This window comes from Paenibacillus sanfengchensis (assembly GCF_036864765.1).
GTDB classification, from domain to species: Bacteria; Bacillota; Bacilli; order Paenibacillales; family Paenibacillaceae; genus Fontibacillus; species Fontibacillus sanfengchensis.
In genome coordinates, this window is record NZ_JBAGJC010000012.1 from 124,547 (window position 1) to 140,694 (window position 16,148).

At 47.6% G+C, this 16,148-nt stretch carries 20 protein-coding genes, 1 other RNA gene, 3 pseudogenes and 1 riboswitch; of the genes and pseudogenes, 13 read left to right on the forward strand and 11 right to left on the reverse strand.

All coding sequences use genetic code 11. The annotated features are described in order from the left end of the window. The first annotated feature begins 110 nt into the window (after positions 1 to 110). The 3 genes from V4U84_RS21180 (at position 111) to smpB (ending at position 2,398) form a co-directional block, all read left to right on the forward strand. Positions 111 to 998: an ABC transporter ATP-binding protein gene (locus V4U84_RS21180; protein WP_334074359.1), complete on the forward strand. Its 888-nt coding sequence runs from the start codon at positions 111 to 113 to the stop codon at positions 996 to 998. Continuing rightward, entirely contained in the window at positions 995 to 1,804 is an 810-nt protein-coding gene (locus V4U84_RS21185; RefSeq protein WP_334074076.1) for an ABC transporter permease subunit, read from the forward strand. Before V4U84_RS21180 ends, V4U84_RS21185 begins: the two co-directional genes overlap by 4 nt. A gap of 114 nt (positions 1,805 to 1,918) precedes the next feature. Continuing rightward, positions 1,919 to 2,398, forward strand: a complete 480-nt coding sequence (smpB, locus tag V4U84_RS21190) for an SsrA-binding protein SmpB (protein WP_334074077.1) — start codon at positions 1,919 to 1,921, stop codon at positions 2,396 to 2,398. Positions 2,399 to 2,466: 68 nt separating this feature from the next. Here smpB and V4U84_RS21195 read toward each other — a convergent pair whose 3' ends face one another. Continuing rightward, positions 2,467 to 3,456, reverse strand: coding sequence for a DUF2167 domain-containing protein (locus V4U84_RS21195; RefSeq protein WP_334077919.1), 990 nt, complete (start codon positions 3,454 to 3,456; stop codon positions 2,467 to 2,469). Positions 3,457 to 3,726: 270 nt separating this feature from the next. Between V4U84_RS21195 and ssrA the strand changes: the two genes are divergently transcribed. Next, positions 3,727 to 4,090: a transfer-messenger RNA gene (gene ssrA, locus V4U84_RS21200) on the forward strand. A 92-nt stretch (positions 4,091 to 4,182) separates the two neighbouring features. Here the strand turns inward: ssrA and V4U84_RS21205 are convergent. Beyond that, positions 4,183 to 4,584: a type II toxin-antitoxin system death-on-curing family toxin gene (locus V4U84_RS21205; RefSeq protein WP_334074079.1), complete on the reverse strand. Its 402-nt coding sequence runs from the start codon at positions 4,582 to 4,584 to the stop codon at positions 4,183 to 4,185. After that, entirely contained in the window at positions 4,581 to 4,844 is a 264-nt protein-coding gene (locus V4U84_RS21210; RefSeq protein WP_334074080.1) for an AbrB/MazE/SpoVT family DNA-binding domain-containing protein, read from the reverse strand. The genes V4U84_RS21205 and V4U84_RS21210 overlap by 4 nt, the downstream gene beginning before the upstream one ends. A 443-nt stretch (positions 4,845 to 5,287) precedes the next feature. On the opposite strand from V4U84_RS21210, the gene V4U84_RS21215 reads away from it, so the two are divergent. The 3 genes from V4U84_RS21215 (at position 5,288) to V4U84_RS21225 (ending at position 6,991) form a co-directional block, all read left to right on the forward strand. Beyond that, the gene (locus tag V4U84_RS21215) at positions 5,288 to 5,485 is read left to right on the forward strand and encodes a hypothetical protein (protein WP_334074081.1); all 198 of its coding nucleotides are present in this window, start codon (positions 5,288 to 5,290) and stop codon (positions 5,483 to 5,485) included. Continuing rightward, complete coding sequence (locus V4U84_RS21220) at positions 5,478 to 6,059, forward strand: hypothetical protein (protein WP_334077920.1); 582 nt, start codon at positions 5,478 to 5,480, stop codon at positions 6,057 to 6,059. Before V4U84_RS21215 ends, V4U84_RS21220 begins: the two co-directional genes overlap by 8 nt. A 320-nt stretch (positions 6,060 to 6,379) precedes the next feature. Continuing rightward, a complete protein-coding gene (locus V4U84_RS21225; RefSeq protein ID WP_334074083.1) occupies positions 6,380 to 6,991 on the forward strand; it encodes a DUF4352 domain-containing protein in 612 nt (203 codons plus the stop codon). 153 nt (positions 6,992 to 7,144) lie between these two features. Here V4U84_RS21225 and V4U84_RS21230 read toward each other — a convergent pair whose 3' ends face one another. The 6 genes from V4U84_RS21230 to V4U84_RS21255 form a co-directional block, all read right to left on the reverse strand. Next, complete coding sequence (locus V4U84_RS21230; RefSeq protein WP_334074360.1) at positions 7,145 to 8,374, reverse strand: serine hydrolase domain-containing protein; 1,230 nt, start codon at positions 8,372 to 8,374, stop codon at positions 7,145 to 7,147. A gap of 8 nt (positions 8,375 to 8,382) precedes the next feature. Continuing rightward, positions 8,383 to 8,526, reverse strand: coding sequence for a hypothetical protein (locus V4U84_RS21235; protein ID WP_334074378.1), 144 nt, complete (start codon positions 8,524 to 8,526; stop codon positions 8,383 to 8,385). A 127-nt stretch (positions 8,527 to 8,653) separates the two neighbouring features. After that, entirely contained in the window at positions 8,654 to 9,319 is a 666-nt protein-coding gene (locus V4U84_RS21240; RefSeq protein ID WP_334074084.1) for a TetR/AcrR family transcriptional regulator, read from the reverse strand. A 344-nt stretch (positions 9,320 to 9,663) separates the two neighbouring features. After that, a complete protein-coding gene (locus V4U84_RS21245) occupies positions 9,664 to 10,845 on the reverse strand; it encodes an MFS transporter (RefSeq protein WP_334074085.1) in 1,182 nt (393 codons plus the stop codon). Between the two features lie 80 nt (positions 10,846 to 10,925). Beyond that, the gene (locus V4U84_RS21250) at positions 10,926 to 11,216 is read right to left on the reverse strand and encodes an ArsR/SmtB family transcription factor (protein ID WP_334074086.1); all 291 of its coding nucleotides are present in this window, start codon (positions 11,214 to 11,216) and stop codon (positions 10,926 to 10,928) included. Positions 11,217 to 11,316: 100 nt separating this feature from the next. Then, entirely contained in the window at positions 11,317 to 12,063 is a 747-nt protein-coding gene (locus tag V4U84_RS21255) for an NADPH-dependent oxidoreductase (RefSeq protein ID WP_334074087.1), read from the reverse strand. 121 nt (positions 12,064 to 12,184) lie between these two features. Here V4U84_RS21255 and V4U84_RS21260 point away from each other — a divergent pair, with 121 nt between their 5' ends. The 6 genes and pseudogenes from V4U84_RS21260 (at position 12,185) to V4U84_RS21280 (ending at position 14,766) form a co-directional block, all read left to right on the forward strand. Beyond that, on the forward strand, positions 12,185 to 12,688 hold the full coding sequence (locus V4U84_RS21260) for a MarR family transcriptional regulator (protein WP_334074088.1): 504 nt from the start codon (positions 12,185 to 12,187) through the stop codon (positions 12,686 to 12,688). Positions 12,689 to 12,818: 130 nt separating this feature from the next. Continuing rightward, positions 12,819 to 13,409: a TetR/AcrR family transcriptional regulator gene (locus V4U84_RS21265; RefSeq protein WP_334074089.1), complete on the forward strand. Its 591-nt coding sequence runs from the start codon at positions 12,819 to 12,821 to the stop codon at positions 13,407 to 13,409. A gap of 46 nt (positions 13,410 to 13,455) precedes the next feature. Continuing rightward, positions 13,456 to 13,578 (forward strand): annotated as a pseudogene (locus V4U84_RS27050) (spermidine synthase); the annotation flags it as partial. After that, a pseudogene (locus tag V4U84_RS21270) lies at positions 13,576 to 13,893 on the forward strand (spermine/spermidine synthase domain-containing protein); the annotation flags it as partial. The pseudogenes V4U84_RS27050 and V4U84_RS21270, both read left to right, overlap by 3 nt. Positions 13,894 to 13,916: 23 nt before the next feature. After that, positions 13,917 to 14,012, forward strand: a riboswitch (guanidine-I (ykkC/yxkD leader). 101 nt (positions 14,013 to 14,113) lie between these two features. Further along, positions 14,114 to 14,455, forward strand: coding sequence for a DMT family transporter (locus V4U84_RS21275; protein ID WP_334074091.1), 342 nt, complete (start codon positions 14,114 to 14,116; stop codon positions 14,453 to 14,455). Beyond that, the gene (locus V4U84_RS21280) at positions 14,452 to 14,766 is read left to right on the forward strand and encodes a DMT family transporter (RefSeq protein WP_225038613.1); all 315 of its coding nucleotides are present in this window, start codon (positions 14,452 to 14,454) and stop codon (positions 14,764 to 14,766) included. Before V4U84_RS21275 ends, V4U84_RS21280 begins: the two co-directional genes overlap by 4 nt. Before the next feature lie 235 nt (positions 14,767 to 15,001). On the opposite strand, the gene V4U84_RS21285 is transcribed toward V4U84_RS21280, so the two are convergent. Continuing rightward, complete coding sequence (locus tag V4U84_RS21285) at positions 15,002 to 15,904, reverse strand: IS3 family transposase (protein WP_334074351.1); 903 nt, start codon at positions 15,902 to 15,904, stop codon at positions 15,002 to 15,004. 38 nt (positions 15,905 to 15,942) lie between these two features. Beyond that, a pseudogene (locus V4U84_RS21290) lies at positions 15,943 to 16,148 on the reverse strand (transposase); the annotation flags it as partial.

Consider the following 16,148-nt stretch of genomic DNA (forward strand, 5'->3'; position numbering starts at 1 on the left):
TAAAATAATTTCATAAAATCATTGACGGAATAGAACCGCAGGTATAGTATAACATATGAAATATTTTAGTCATAATATTTCATTTCTTTTACCTTGTGGAGGTGGATGCGGTGCTGCGGGTGGAGCATTTGACGAAGAAGTTTGGGAACGGAAAGGGGATTTTCGATGTTTCTTTTTCGGTCCGGCGGGGGGAGGTCTTCGGGTTTCTGGGGCCGAACGGTGCGGGGAAGTCGACGACGATCCGCCATATCATGGGCTTTATGAAGCCGGACCGGGGGACCGTGATGATTGGCGGCCTGGATACGTGGAAGGATCAGGGGAAGGTGCAGACCCTCGTCGGGTATCTGCCGGGGGAGATCGCTTTTATCGAAGGCATGACCGGCAAAGCGTTCCTCGACTTTATGGCCGACATGCAGGGCGTTAAGGACCTCTCCAAGCGTGACGGGCTAATCGACCGGCTTCAGTTCGATGTACGTACGCCGATTCGCAAAATGTCGAAAGGCATGAAGCAAAAAGTCGGCATCGTCGCCGCCTTCATGCACGATCCGCAGGTGATTATTCTGGATGAACCAACCTCCGGGCTCGATCCGTTGATGCAGAAGATTTTTATCGAACTCGTCCTGGAGGAAAAAGCGCGCGGCACGACCTTTCTTATGTCCTCGCACAGCTTCCCGGAAATCGAGCGGACCTGCGACCGGGCCGCTATCATCAAGGATGGCGTGATCATTGCGGTCAAGGATATTCACGAGCTGCAATCCATGCAACGGAAGCTGTTTGAGGTGACCTTCGAGCGCCCGGAAGATGCGGAAGCATTCTTGGCGGCCGGATTGGCGGTGGAATCCCGGGAAGGCGCCCGGGTTCGCGTGGCCGTCCAGGGCAACTACGACCGGTTTATGGCGGAGACGGCGAAGTACCGGGTGCGTAATATCGATATTTTTACACAGAACCTGGAGGACATATTCATGAATTATTATGACCGGAAGGGGACGGAAAAATGAATACCGTGCTGTACAAACAGATGCTGAAGGTTTACATGAAGAGCTTTATGAATTACGCGGTGGGATCCGCTTTCTATATCTTGCTAATGTTCTGGCTGTACCCCGGCATTGCGAAAAATACCGGCGCCATCGACCAACTCGTGAACTCTATGCCGGAAGGCGTGGGCCGGGCGTTCGGGCTGAGCGGTTTCGGCACGGCGGAGTCGTTCATCTCGGGCGAGTATTACGGCCTGATTCTGATCCTACTGTTGGCGATCGTGTGCATGCAGTTGTCCACGCAGTTGATGGCGAAGCTGGTGGATCAAGGCGGCATGGCCTATTTGCTGTCTACGCCGACGACCCGGGCGAAGGTGGCTTTAACACAGGCGGCCGTGCTGACGACCGGGCTGTTCCTGATTCTGGCGGTGACAACGCTGGCCGGGTTCGCGGGGAGCGCGTGGTTTTTGCGGGGGGATTATCCGCTGGATACGGAGCGTTTCGTGGAATTGAACGCGGGGGCGTTCCTGCTGTTTTTTGCGATCGGCGGGATTGCGTTCCTGGTGTCGGCGCTGTCGAATGACGAGAAAAAGGCGGCAGGATTGTCCGGTCTGATCACCTTCGGCTTCTTCAGCCTGGATCTGGTCGGCAAGTTCAGCGAAAAACTGGAGTGGCTGCGGAATTTCACGATTTTTACGCTGTATAAGCCGAGTGAGATGATTGGCGGCACGGCGGATTTGAGCCTCAGCTTTAGTGTACTGGCCGCTGTTGGCCTAGTGGCGTTCGCTTTGGCCGTCGCGCTGTTCCGTAAACGGGATTTGCCCTTGTAAATCAAGGGCATTTCTTGATTTTAAGCGGCGGAGTTGCTACAATTAGAGTCTGGCACGCTGATGCGGATTTGTGGAAGGTTAATTATCGTTGAGGGATGATGAGGAGGGTGAACCATGGCGAAGAAAAATGACGGCAAAGTGCTGGCCCAGAACAAAAAAGCTTCCCATGACTATTTCATCGAGGATACGTACGAAGCGGGCATGGTGCTGACCGGGACCGAGATCAAGTCGATCCGCAACGCCCGGGTGAACATCGGAGACGCGTTCGCGACGATCCGGAACGGCGAGATTCACATCCACAACATGCATATCAGCCCGTTCGAGCAGGGGAACCGGTACAATCCGACCGACCCGACCCGGACGCGCAAGCTGCTGATGCACAAGGCGCAGATCAACAAGCTGCTGGGCTTGTCCAAGCAGGAAGGGTACTCGATCGTGCCGCTGAAAATCTACATCAAGAACGGCTACGCCAAGCTGCTCCTCGGCCTCGGCAAAGGGAAGAAGCAGTACGACAAGCGCGACGCCGCCGCCAAACGCGATGCCCAGCGCGACATTCAACGCGTGCTGCGGGAGAAGCAGAAGGTGGCGCGGTAATGATATACAAAAACCGGGAGTGGCTATTCGGCTCCCGGTTTTTTCTTGCGTCCTGAGATTTTTTTCTATTACAACGAAGTGGGCGGCTTTTTTTGTTCGTTCTCCGCATCGAATTTAGTTTTGAAGCGGTTGTCCTCCTGGCTATCGAAAGCAGAGGGGTAATCTGTCTGTTGGTGACCCTTCTTGTTCTTTCTCTTGAATAATTTGCCGATCCAAAGGAATGGCGCCAAAATAATGAACCAGAGCTTCTTGGCGAATAAAGCGATGATGGCAAGAAGGCCCGTCCTTTTGGCCGTGACAATGCCGGCTCCCCCCAAAATGAGTCCAGTCAGGCCCAAGGCGGACTTTTTGTCTGTGGAAGAATCGAAGTCAGCGTATGTATTGCCGGAAGTTACCGAAAGGTGAGGGAGCAGCTCTTGCTCAAACGTGTTGCGGTCAGCCTCCAGATTTTCAGGAGTGGAGACCAGAATGGCCGATATGTATCCAACGCGAGTAAGAATGCGCACGTTGTAATTAATAATTTTTTCCCCGTTGTTATTATGTAGAAGCAGAGCCCATGTGAGGCTGCGGACGGACTCATCATAGGCAGGCTCTTTAAACCAGCCGTCCACAAATAATTGATTGGATTCGGGCAGCTTCTTGTTTGCTTCTTCCTGCCCTCTTTCGTAGCTCTTGAGCAACTCGTCGGCATCAATATCCGATTTTTCGTTATCTTCGATATGGCCGGATTCGGCGTACTCGAAGTAAACGCTCCACACGGCATTCTCATCCGCAGGCTCCACATATCCGATTTCATTGTAGGAAGGGAGGTCGTGGAAACTTTTGATAAAAGCAATTGTGTCGTCCTTATCGAGGAAAAAATAATCTTGCGGCAGCGTCAATTCAGCAATATCAGTGAGCCTCACTTGCTGTCCGGAACCCTCGACCCAGTTTAGATCGGGTTCTTGCACGGCTTCTGCAGTTGCTTTGAAGGGCATAACGAGGATGCTCATCAGGAGCAGACTGGATAGCAGAAGTTTTTTCCTTTTGGACCTGTAGTGGTAGTTACTGATTTTCATGTTAACCTCCATTATTTTTTGGAATGGTATGATCTTATCATGATGATTCTGTATTAATAAAGGAAGAAAAATACAAATCCCGATAATTTTCGCCTTCATGTGAATCTTGCTTTTCCGTCGGTTCATTGCTACAATTATTTCTACCGCTTGGCACGGCTGCCATGTATTCACCAGGCAAATCGTGCGTTACTTGTGGTATACTAATGAATGTAAAGGAAAGATCAAAGCATTCATGCTCGGCCGTTTAACCAGGAACCACCTTTTTATTAAGGGGGCGTTTTTGGATTCGACGGGGGTAGATCGAGCATGGGTAGCGGGTAGTGGGGACGCGTCCGCTTTATCAACGCTAAAGCCAATTAAACGGCAAACAAAACAACAACTTAGCTTTCGCAGCTTAATAACCTGCGTGCTAGCTCTATCTCTGCATCGCCCATGTGCCGGGAATAGGGCCCAACTTTAGTGGGATACGCTGTCTAGTCTCCGCCTGCGGCTAGCTGAAGAAGACAATCAGGCTGACCCGAAGGGAATCCGGTGACGGGGAGTCTCTAGGGTGACATCAAAACTGTCACTACACCCGTAGAAGCCTATGTGGCGTTGCCTTCGGACAGGGGTTCGACTCCCCTCGCCTCCATATGTAGTAGCAAAAAAGCGACCTTCATCGGTCGCTTTTTTGCTACTAAGTGATGATATACAGATAAGAACAGCCTTTTATTCTTAAGATAACTTTCAAGGGATGAATAAACAGTGGTCTTTAATAATCGAAGCCACCTCTTGAAAATGAAAACGATGATTAACCATATCTACAGTAAAATCCTCGGCTTTTTTTGCATCCATTTTAAAGTGTAGTCCATTATATCGCAAGAATATTACCAATGCTGTAAAAGCAGTTCGGTTATTTGCATTGTGAAATGGATGATTTTGACCAAATGATTCAAATAAAGCCGCTGCTTTCTCGAAGATCGTAGGATATGCATCATCGCCAAATACAGAAGTTTGAGGACGATGGACTGCTGATTCAAGCAATCCTGGTTCTTTAACTCCTAATAGTTCACCTGGACTGTAACGTTGTATCATTGCAACATTAATGGCTATTACTTCTTGGACAGATAAAAAACGAGTTGAAGTCATCTATCTTTGAGACCTTTCAGTGTTTGATCATATGCCTTAATAACATCTGACAAAGTACTCATGAAGTCTGGACTGACTCCTTCTGGTAATGAAACTTTTGTTGACCTCTTAATAATAATTTCTCCTGATTCCGGGTTAACATCTATGTTGACGATATCGCCTTGATCCAATCCAATTTGCTTCAAAGCGTCAGTCATGGTTATGCCTAAGCTGTTTCCGAATTTGGTCACTTTTCGTTCCATTTCAAACATCCTATCCATAGAAATTCTCTCCTTATCATCATATTCAATCGTTTTAACAATTAAACAGTTATAAAGTTTAAACTCAACCTGCGTGCTAGCTCTATCTCTGCATGGCCCACGTGCCGGGAATAGGGCCCAACTTTAGTGGGATACGCTGTTTAGTCTCCGCCTGCGGCTAGCTGAAGAAGACAATCAGGCTGACCCGAAAGGGAATCCGATGACGGGGTCTCAGTATTGCTTACGATGCTAGCATTGCTTCGCAATGCTTTCGGGTGACATCAAAACTGTCACTACACCCACGCGAAGCTCGCCTATGTGGCGTTGCCTTCGGACAGGGGTTCAACTCCCCTCGCCTCCACAGCAAGACGAAAAGCCTTCAGCCATTGATGTGGTTGTTGGCTTTTTAATTGTGTATAATAACGTATAACAATTAACTGTAAGCATTGAAGGAGGTCCTTGTTATGGCAGTAGATCGGGAACAGCTTCAGAATATACTCAAGAAGGCCAATCAGCGTGCTCGTGAACAAGCCAAGCAATCAGGAGCATCCATATACTATATAAAAAACAACAGACGTATTCGTGAAGATGCGGGAGGCAATAAATTCGAAATCATTTTCGATTCCCAAGGAAAGCGGATGGAGCGGGAGTATATTGAATAATCATAAACCCGTGATGACGGTATTTGCGGGTACCAACGGTGCTGGCAAGAGTACAATCAGCCTGCAAATGAGGGACTTTATCGGGGAGGTTGTTGATCCCGACCAAATTGCTATACGGCTCAATCCCGAAAATCCGCGAAGTGCGGATTTATCAGCAGGCAAAGAAGCGATCAAAAGAATCCGATCTCTGATTAACTCCAATAGTCATTTCGCTGTTGAGACTACGTTATCCGGTACATTTTTCTTAAGACATATGCAACTGGCGAAAGTAGAAGGGTATGAAATAGTAATTTACTATATCGGTCTTCAGGATGTCCAGATGCATATTGACCGCGTGGCCTCCCGTGTAGAGCAGGGAGGTCATTGGATTGCTGAAGAGGATATCCGTTGGCGGTATGGGCAATCGCTGCAGAATCTAAAGCCTGCTGTTAGTATAGCAGACCAGCTCATTATTATTGATAACACATTTGAACCTGCAATCATTGCGGAAATAAGGAATAATCAATTAGTTTACAAGATAGATCAGGCACCAAATTGGTCAAAAGGTGTCCTCGATTTATTTAAAATCGATTGACATCAAAACTGTCACTTCACCCACGCGAAGCTTGCCTATGTGGCGTTGCCTTCGGACAGGGGTTCAACTCCCCTCGCCTCCATATGTAGCACGAGAAAAAGCGACCTTAATCGGTCGCTTTTTTGCATCCTCATATAATTAAAAAGTTGCGCAATGCATTAGCAACTCTTTATTTTGATGAAATAGAAAATGGCAAAATTACGTTAAGGCAGTGACTAACAAATTTGGGACGAAAGAAAGGCAAAAAATTGGAGAAAATGAAACTTAGGAACCAAAAAGCTCGTAATATGTGGTAATATGTAGAAAAGGGGGAGAAGGTTTTGAGAAAGACTAGTTTGGGAATTTTACTTGTGGCACTGTTATTACTGGTTACTGCATGTGGAGGTACTGCGTCTACATCAGCAGGAAAGCAGAATGCTAATACTTCTGCAAAGGATCAAGGCACTGCAGAGAACGTAAATAATGAGCAAAAAGATGCCGCTGTTACAGCTGAACCGACTAAGGAGCCTGAAGAGCCGAAAGAGGTTGTCTACAAAGTAGGGGACAAGTTTAATTTGGGAGATTGGGAAGTTGTGCTGGACTCCTTTGAATTCAACCAAAAAGTCAGTGATGATTACTTTTCTTCTAGTGCGGACGAGGGCAATAAGTTTTTAATTTTAAAGTATACGGTTACAAATAATGGGACGGAAGCTGACAACTTTACGTCAATGGTTGGCGGAGTCGAAATGAAGGCGATATTTCAGGACAAATATGAGTACAAATATACGATCACGATGATAGAGCAAGACCTTAGCAATGAAAGTATTAAGCCGCTATCTTCAAAAACCGGATTTGTTGTAATGGAAGTTCCTGACGCAGTAGCTAAATCAAAAGATAGTTTGATTGTAAATCTGGCACAAGATGAGGACAAGGCCACTATTAATTTAAGATAGCTGAAGTTGCCGCTAGTACGAAAGAACCGCAAGCGTAAGGGATTTCTCCCCAGGGCTTGCGGTTTTTTTTGATGATTTTACAATAGGCTGACGGTTCGACTGACCGTTGGGTGCCGTGGGTTGAGGACGGGCATACCCGGCGCGGGCTCGGTGTTAGTCTTCGATTGCCTGATAGACCATGGTCCAGAAGTCGTGGATAAGATGCGCCGAATCCGGGGTGGACATCCCGACCTGCGTGAGCAGGATGCCGGTAAGCTGTTTGTCCGGGTCGGCGTACGCCGAGGTGCCGCTTCCGCCGTCCCAGCCGAACTGGCCGATGGAAGCATAGTCGCCGCGGTAGGTGCGTACCGCCATCCCGAAGCCCCAGCCGCCGTGCTGCCCTTGACCATGCGATAAATGGACGTTATTTTTGGCCAAGTCGTCTCGGAATGCTTGTTGTTCGGGCGTGAGACGGTTTGAGGTCATCAACTGGACGGCGGGCCGGGACAGGATCCGTTCGGTCCCGTGCATCCCTTGGTTCAGCAGCATTTGTAAAAACGCGTGATAGTCGTCGGCGGTGGAGAGCAGCCCGCCGCCGCCTGCCTGGAACGCCGGAGGCTTAATGTAGCGTCCGCCTGCGGCTTCGTCCCACACGATAAACTCTCCGGTCTGCGGATCGGGGATGTAGGCAGGCGGCAGCCGGTCAATTTTGCCTTCGGGCACGTAGAAGCCGGTATCCTTCATCCCCAGCGGATCAAAGATACGTTCGCGCAGGAACGTCTCGAATGTCTGACCCGTGACCCTGGCAACGAGCACGCCGAGCACTTCGTTACTGAGGTGGTACTGCCACCGCTCTCCGGGCTGGTAGCTCAGTGGGAGTGTACCCAGGCGGCGCATCCACTCATCCGGCTCGGGCAATTCCTGCCCTGGCGTGTCATTTAATCCATTCTCGAAGATCGCGTTCTGGATCGGGGAGCCCATCAACGTCAGATCCATTCCGAGCCCGAACGTAGAGGTCAGCAGATCCCGCACGGTGATCGGCCGCCGCGCCGGCACGGTGTCGTCCAGCGGACCGTCGGGTCGTTTCAGCACCTGCCGGTCGGCGAGTTCGGGCAGCCATTTGTCTACTGGGTCGTCCAGATGCAGCTTGCACTCGTCGAGTAGGATCATCACCGGCGCGGCCCCGACCATCTTGGAAGTGGACGCCATCCGGAAGATCGTGTCCCGGCGCATCGGCGCGCCACCGTCATGGCGCATCGTGCCGATCGCTTCGACGTGCGTCTCACCGTTCCGGCTGACCAGGGCAACGAGCCCTGGAATTTTCCCGGACTCGACATGCCGTGACAGCACGTCGCGCATTCTGAGCAGCCCTGTTTTGGAAAAGCCTCCGTTGCTTTGTTCCATCATCTTTTTCATTTAGTTTCCCTCCCGTAAATGACTGTAATTTTTGACAAATCAGCATCTATGCCTTTGAGAAGAGCAAAGGTCAGTTTATCCATCGTAGCGCCGTCTTGCCGTTCCAGCGAGCGGGAGGTCATTGTCAATTTCTGATTCATCACATTCACATCTCCTTATAATATGTTTTCTAATAAGCGTTAGCGTTTTGAACCTGAAGCAAATATTCATACCAACCGATGGTATGTATAGATTTAAAAATATACTGCCTTTCGGCAGTTTAGTTTTTTAGTTATCTTTGCTGTCCTCTCTAGCTGACAAACGAAACAGTTCCTCGTATCGTTGAAACATTTGATCATCGAACAGGTCAAGCCCCAGGCCTTTCAATATTTGATCGAAAAACCTTACCTTGCGCACCAGCATCTCGGGCGAAGCTTGGATAACCGCCGGGTTTAGCCACAGGTTGGTGAGAATCAGCAACACTTCGCTAAGCTCCTTAGGATAGTCGGTTCGGATCGAGCCGTCTCGCATACCTTGTTCGATGATGGGCTGGATATAGACGGGTAAGGCTTTTTCGAGCATGTGCTCGATCTGGGCCGCCAGCAGCTTCGGATTGCGCAAAAGGTTGGGTGCCGCCGATGCCATCTCGTTCTGGGCGGGATTGCTGAGAGAGACGCGGGAAATCTTGCGGAGCTTCTCCAGGCCATTTAACTCCTTGTCGTCCCGGACGTCGGACAGCATCTCGTCAACACCTTTGAACAAATGGTCGATAACGGCCTGCATGATCTCTTCCTTCGACTTGAAGTGATGATAAATAGCCCCTTTTGTCAGCCCGCCCAGTCCGTTGATGATATCCTGAATGGAGGTCTGCTCGTAGCCTTTTTGGATGAACAGATTAAGCGCCACGGTTAGGATTTGGTTGGTCGTTTCTTCCGGATATTTATTTCTTGCCATTCACTCTTCCCTTTCATACATTCGGTTGGTATGTAACGAATATATTCGATCCCCCCTTTGATGTCAACCCCCCCAAAAAAAAATGGGTATTCGGAAATTATAGTGGAAAAGGGCTTATAATTCGCCCTTCTCCAATTTTTCAATCAAGGTGGAAATGTCGATACCACGGGCTGTTCGCCACACTCACGAATCACACTGACAGGAGGCGTATTATCGAACAACGGGAAGTTGTTATCTCGGAGTTCGTCACCACTTGTATTAGAAAATCATATTCAGTCTCACTTATACTTAGGATGTTGAATTTTGGAAGATTTAGAATATCCATTTGAATTTCTTCTGTGCATTTATGATGCATAATCCTTTTTTGTTTTAGCGTGATTAGTCAAAATACCACTTGCTATAAAAGAGAACAACGAACCGGCAAAGCATATAGCCGCAAATATGCCTACGGCGGAAAAACCGTTAAATGTCGCATAAATCAAGCCGGCGAACCAAGAGCCGAGCGCTGTCGCAGCGTACATGATCGAATTGGCCAAGCTAGAGATCGTGCCACGAATTGTCGGATTTAATGAATTCAGCATTCCCATGATGAGCGGAAAGACGATGCCCATGGTTGCGAATATGAAAAAGTATACCCCTTCGAAAGACGCAACCGATGGCAGGTGAGGCAAAGCAATAAAACATGCAATAGAGACGAGAATGCCCACAACCATCGTATTGAAACGATTCAACATTTTGATCACATATGCACCGCTAAAGCTTCCCACTATATTCCCTAGGCCAAGAAAAAACATGACGTACCCCACTTGATCAACCGAAAGGTGAAAGCGGTCCGTCATCCATTTTCCAATGAAAGAAAAGGCAGCAAAAAATCCACATTGAAATAAGAAATGAGCCAGGAAAGACCTTCTCGCGATTCGGCTTATGAATAGCGGGACGTATCTTTTAAATATCGGAAGCTTGGTTCTTAGGTCTTGTTTCGGTTTCATTTCGGGCAAAGCATAGGGGATGAATATAGCCACCAGCAACGAGCATGCACCGATTGTAAAAAAGGGATAAGACCAATGGGTTGCAGCAAGCAAGCCTCCAATCGGTATGCCGAAAGCTTGGGAAGCAGCCAAGCCTGCCATTACGATTCCTGATACTTTGGCGGTCTTTGCCGCAGGGAACAGAGCAGGAATAGAGGCCCAGACTTGCGGCGCTGTGAATGCTGCGCTGACTCCGGCTAAAAAACGGAATAAAAACATCGTCCAAAATCCTGTCGCAAAGCCGCATAAAATGGTTGAAACCGAGAAGCAAACCATGCCGGAAAACATTACTTTTTTGCGATCCCATCCATCGGAAAGCGGTCCGGCTATCAGAGCAAATATGGCATATCCCAACGCATAGGCCCCGACCATCCAACCGGCATATTCGGTCGGGATATGAAACAATTTCTGAAGGGTGGGGATGAGCGGAGAAATCAAAAATGTATCCGTACCGATAACAAACATGATAAGAAAAAGTAACGCTGTTAACTTAATCATGGGAATCATCTTCTCCTATCGATCTTAGTTTCGTTGTAAAACAACTTTTGAACTAATGAAGAGAAAAAAGGAATTTCCTTCTACAATGTATCAAGAAATCCCGGCAAGTAAGATTCAAAGGTCTCCATGTCGATACTCGTATACTTCGTTTGAGCTTCTTTTCGTACCTTAATCAATTTCGCCTCCCTTAAAGTACGCAAATGATACGAAGTATTCGACTTCGAAGTATTGCAAATGTCCCCAACTTCTCCGCAATTCATCTCCTTCTTATTGGCGTATAGAACTCGTATGATTTCCAATCTTGTTACATCAGCTAATGCTTGAAACATTTTGACCCTGTGTTCATTATTCAATGATTTTTGAGTAGTCATAAAACCATTGTACTAAGATATTGCTACAAATCAAGTCTTTAGGCAAAATCCCACCATATTCTCCGATTTATAAGTGAGATCTTTTGCGTTTCAGGGATATCTACTTCATGTCAAAACCCTTGCTTTTTACGTATTCCGTATACCCGCCCAACGGCAAATCTTTGTTCAGCATGGCGACGAATTTGCCGGACCAGCTTGCCTTTTGTTTGTTGTTCGTTCGTGCGCCGTAATACTCCTCAATTTCCCGGTCATAGGTTTCTACCTTTGCCTTAAGATCGCGATCATCATACCGGTTTTCAAAAAACACGGCGGACCGTGGCAACCGCGGCTTTTGCTCGGGAAATTCATCGGGAACGCCTACTGCAAGGCCGACCAGAGGAATGACGAAATCCGGAAGGCCCAGCCATTCGTCCAGTGCGGGGAGGGCCTCGTTAATTCCGCCGATCATCACGGCTCCCAGTCCCATAGACTCGGCCGCCACATTGGCATTCTGCAGGGCAAGCGCGGCACTCAGCACAGCGGTTTGGTAAAAATACGAGAAGCTCAGGTTTTGGCCCATTTTTTCCTGTTGGTCCGGGCCGGCAGCCAACCTCATCCGATGGAGATCGGCGCAAAAAATAAAAAAGTACCCGCATTCCTCAATCGGCGGATTTTTCGCATGTACCGCGATCTTCCTCCGTAGTTCCTGATCGGTGACGCCGATGATCGAGAACGGCTGCATATGCGCCGAAGACGGAGCCATTTGCGCGGCATCGACTATGGCTTCGATTTGCTCGCCTGTCAACGGAATATTTTTAAACTTACGGATGGACCGATGCCGGCTGATGACTTGCATGACCTCATTCATTCAAATTCCCTCCATATATATGGTTTCCATGGAAACCATAATAGCAAGAAAAAGACGTTCTGTCAAATGGTTTCCTAGGAAACCATGGTATAATAAATAGAAAACAAGGTAGGCTTGCCTTATGACCCATATAAATGATGATTTACTTCAACTCAAAAACCGCATTGAAAAGTCACTGTACCGGATTCTCATCAGCGAAAACGACGAGAACCAGGATCGGCTTTGGCTCATGGAGCACATCTCCGACGACCGGCTAAAAGAGCTGTTACCCCACCTATCCATCTCAGGTCTGCACGTTTTGGACGTTATCGATACGCATGAACGCATTAAAGGGGTCGATATCGCCCGCGATATGGGTATAACGAAAGGCGCCGTCTCCAAAATTACCCGCAAATTACTGGATCAGGGCCTGATTCGGAAAACCCAGCTGCCGGATAACCTGAAGGAAATTTACTTCTCGGTGACTCCGCTTGGTGCCGAATTGGCCGAACTGCATCGGTTATTTCACCAGCAGCAGGATCAGAAAGCGATGGAATTATTAACAAGTTACGACGCAATGTCGTTGGAAACCGTAGCGGTCTTTTTGGAGAAACTGGCTAATCTGCGCCAGAATCCGAATTCCTAAGCCGGCACGAATGCGAAAAGCGACCTATGACGGTCGCTTTTTTGCGTAAATACAATGTTCGATCGGTTGCATTTTCTCGTTCGATATGCTAAGCTAACTACCGATCGTTAGTTTGTGGTGGAGGGGTTGTATGACGGCAAAAAAAATTATGGAAATAGCACTTCACCATTTTGCGCAAAACGGCTATGAAGGTGCCTCGCTTCGTGATATTTCGGCCGAAGTGGGGATTAAAAAACCATCCATCTATAATCACTTTAAGGGCAAGGACGAATTGTTCATGGCCGTTTACCAGGATGTGGCCGCGAAAGAACTTAGCTTTGTTGAAGAGTATCTGAAACCCGATAGTAAATCGACTTTTAAAACTCAACTTTACGATTTTTTAATTCAGTATATGGAGCGTTATGAGCGTGAAGAGGAGACTAAATTCTTTTTGAGAATGTCCTTTTTTCCTCCAACCCATCTGAGAATGGAATCCATGAAGTTGAGCATGGGGTATGTCGATAAAATGACTGATTTAGCCAGAGTTCTTTTCACATCAGCTGAAAATCCCGGCTCCATCGGCTTAAACGTATCGATTGAACAGGCTACCGGCGCTTACATGGCGATTCTGGACAGTGTATTTGTTGAGATGCTTTACGGTGATAAAGAGCGTGCATTGAAGAGACTTGAAGCATCATGGCATGTCTTTTGGCAGGGAATCAGACAAGAGGAACAGGAATAAATCGGCTTAAACTTGAACGAGGATTAGCTTACTGGGGGGAATTGAATTGGAACTTTGGTTTACGGAAAAGCAAACGAATTCTTTTGGCATCACCGCTAAAGTCAAAAAATCGCTTCACACGGAAAAAACTCCCTACCAACAGCTAGATCTGATTGAAACGGAAGAGTTCTACGCTGGCATTGCTAATGCACTGAAGAAAGACGGTATTTTCGCAGCTCAAACCGATAACCCTTGGTTTAAGGCCGAATTGATTCGCAAGGCCATTCAGGATTCCAAGGAAATTTTCCCCACAACCCGTCTGTATATATGCAACATTCCAACGTATCCTAGCGGGATGTGGACATTCACCATAGGATCCAAGACACATGATCCGTTGACTGTGAGCCCGGATCACTTCTATGGTATGGATTTGAAGTATTATACACCTGAACTCCATAGAGCCTCTTTTGTTTTGCCTAAATTTGTCGAGGATCTATGTAAATAAAACTGTGCTGCCCCAATAGAATAGATTAGGTTTTCTAGGGTTCCGCAGCTATTCTGGTCTGGTCCGAGAGAAAACCCACGGCATGGGCTGTGACACGGAAGGAGAAAAGCCTGGGAGATCACTGTTGAACAAACAGTAATTTCCTCGGGCTTTTTGTATTTTATCCCCATTTAGCAAGGTACCATAAAATAACTTTTTTTAAACAAGGAGTGTGAAAGGCATGAATAAAACCTGGTTGTCTGTTATTATTGCCGCATTATTTGAGGTGGGATGGGTCATTGGACTGAAACACGCAAGTGGAATGATGGAATGGGCGGCTACCGTGGTAGCCATCATAACAAGCTTCACATTAATGATTAGGGCTTCCCGCTTCCTTCCTGTGGGGACCGTTTACGCGGTCTTCGTTGGGTTGGGGACAGCCGGCACCGTTCTGGCGGATCTTATTCTCTTTGGGTCCTCGGTTCAACCCGTAAAACTAATACTGGTCGGCGTTCTCTTGCTAGGTGTAATTGGCCTCAAAATGCTGAGTAAAAAACAAGAAGGGGAGGCTAGTCATTCATGAGCTGGGTGTATCTTATCATGGCAGGAATTTTTGAAATGACCGGAGTTCTTATGATGAATAAATTAAATAAAGATCGCAATGCGGTCTCGTTTCTGTTATTGGTTGCGGGATTTGGCTTAAGCTTTTTGTTTCTGTCTTTGGCCATGCAAACCCTGCCGATGGGAACGGCTTATGCGGTATGGACCGGAATAGGCGCCTCCGGAGGAGCTGTCCTCGGGATGATATTTTACGGAGAACCCAGAAACTTCTTAAGAATTTTATTTATAGCTATGGTTCTCGGTTCTGCCGTAGGGCTAAAGTTGGTTAGCTGAACTAGTGCCTCATCAGACATTAAAATCGTATGGGGCCCACGGCGATCAAGTTGCCTAGCGCACCTTCCAACTCATCCAACTCCAAAAAGATGCAAATCTGCAGGTATTTCTAGCGATTTTAGAGAAACGGGCCGGTGTCGTCGAAAATTCCTGCAGAATCGGCTAGGCCCCCTTAATCCGGAGTCCTACCCTACAATGTTTATGAATTCACAGGATTGCTCCTTATTCTGCCGTATTACACCGCTCTATGAAAGGCAGAGGTGTCTTCCAGTGTCCTCACCCATATCGAGAACTTCGCTGGAGACATTTTTCTTAAGTTACCGTGAATTTTTCGGTTGTTGTAAAAGTCCATGTATTGGTCCAGCGCCTCATAAGCTTCATCGAGGGTCATAAAGTCCCTTTGGCTAAACAGATGGCGCTCCAGGACGCTGTGAAATGACTCAATGTAGGCGTTCATATTGGGGGACCGAGGTGGTATACGCTCATGAATAAGATCCAAGCTTTCACAGGTATCTCCAAATAGCTTGCTGACGAACTGCGGACCATTGTCTGTACGAACCACCGGCATGGGCTCGCCGGGCTCTATACGGTCTTGCAAGGCATACCATAAGGTTTGGACGACTTGTTTAGCTTCGCATACTGGGCCTCTATACTGCCCTACTACCATTCGGTCAAACACATCTATAATGCTGAGTACAAAAAAGAACCGTTCCTGCCCGATCGCGTATCCATATTTAATGTCCATTTGCCAAAGTTGGTTTGACCCCGTTATAACTCGATTTCTCGGTAATCGGCGAGGGTGGGAACGTACGCGCTTTCTAGGTTTCTGCAATATGTCTAACTCTTGGCAAAGTCGATAAGACTTCTTTTTGTTGAAGATGAGATCATACTTATCTCGAAGGGATTGGGCCAAAAACTTATAACCATAGACAAACTCTTCTCCTTCAAGGAGTTCGAGCAGCCATTCTTTGATTTGTGCGTCGCTAACTTTCTCACCTGTAGCCGTGTAAGAGTATCCAGGCACGGGACGACCTGCACGGCTTTCGGTTGGACGTTCTTCGCCTTTTTCTGCTGACTGGGCCAGTCGCTTTTTACGGTCGTAATACGTTGATTCTGACAACCCAAGAATGCGCAGCACAACAGCTGCCGGTTCCCCCCGCTTAATGAATGGGTCGGCTATTTCAAATTTTTCAGATAAGCGGGGTTTTGCTTTTTTAGCAACTCTCGCAAAATTTCGATTTCGAGTTCTTTTTCACCAAGGACCTTAACGGCCTTTTGGTAGCGTTGCTCTACCTCCTGCAGGCGTTGCAACTCTTGAACATGTTCGTCTGCCGCAGGAATTTCTTCAGGCGAAATAGAGTCCCGATGATCTCTAATCCAAC